Here is a 1004-nt window from a genome sequence, read left to right as displayed (position 1 = left end):
AGCTGACTTCGTCAGTTTCATCTACAACCTCAAAACAGTGTTTTGAGCAACCTGTGGCTCGCTTCCTAGTTCGCTCTTTGCTTTTCATTGAGTATCAATCCACTATATAACCTTCGTCTCGCACCTAACGGAGCGAGAAGGACTGAAAATCGCATAACAAAAAAGGACATTCTGATTAGCATAATAGTCCTTTTTTCATATTTTATAATTAAGTGCAATTTTTTATTCTATAAATCTAAAAATCTAAGATTTTTTGAGTTTACCAAGTTTCATAGCTAGACTCCGATTATCGATAGACTAAAGTATATTCAAATGCTTCTTATCTGCTATCAACTGTTTTACTTGATCCGCCATTAGTTGTGATGTGTCACAAACTTGTGCTCGATCTCCAACATGATTAGTCTGAGGAAAATCTAGGACTGGCACCTTCATTTTCAATGCAATATCCATAGGGTCTTGCCAGGCTATTCCAATATAGCACTAAAGGTAATTGATTATCTACTAATCTTGTACGAGAAAGTCTATATTCACTTTTATCATAAACATCATAGCCTACAAAAAAATTATAGGTATCATCAAGTGGCAACCATCATTGAAGTGCAGAAAACCACTCTTGCGGAATATCCCCCTTATTAAATACATATATCCTTAATCCGCGTTGATGCGCGCATAAAGATTTAATGGTTACAATAGCTTGTTCACAATAGGAGCTATCAAAGTATAAAATAATAGCTTTTTTAGCCAGTTGATTTTCCTGTAATTGATTCATCAATTCCCTTTCTATACTTTTCACTCCCAATAAGAAGGTAACATTTTTAGATCAATCTCTCATAGTTACTAATGCCACATGAACTTTGTCTACTCTTAATCTCGAAGGCTATCACTTCTATAGTAGCTTTTCGATTAGTTCAAGCATTTCTTGAGGATTCTCTTCAGAGACGATTTGGCTGTATGATTCTGTATCACGATTCGTTGTATCCCATGCTAAAATAGGAAGTTGTCTT

1 protein-coding gene is annotated in these 1004 nt (G+C 35.1%); it reads right to left on the bottom strand.

Translation table 11 applies throughout. The annotated features are described in order from the left end of the window. Window positions 1-589 precede the first annotated feature (589 nt). Window positions 590-769 carry a hypothetical protein gene (locus tag ADI58_RS05110; protein WP_049521709.1) on the bottom strand — a complete coding sequence of 60 codons (180 nt, stop codon included), beginning with the start codon at window positions 767-769 and terminating at the stop codon, window positions 590-592. Window positions 770-1004 lie beyond the last annotated feature (235 nt).

Source organism: Streptococcus mitis, assembly GCF_001074635.1.
GTDB classification, from domain to species: domain Bacteria; phylum Bacillota; class Bacilli; order Lactobacillales; family Streptococcaceae; genus Streptococcus; species Streptococcus mitis_E.
This window is presented reverse-complemented; position numbering and strand designations above follow the sequence as displayed.

Coding starts and splice junctions, on each gene's coding strand:
- ADI58_RS05110 (WP_049521709.1), bottom strand. CDS start 769: ATGAATCAATTACAGGAAAATCAACTGGCTAAAAAAGCTATTATTTTA.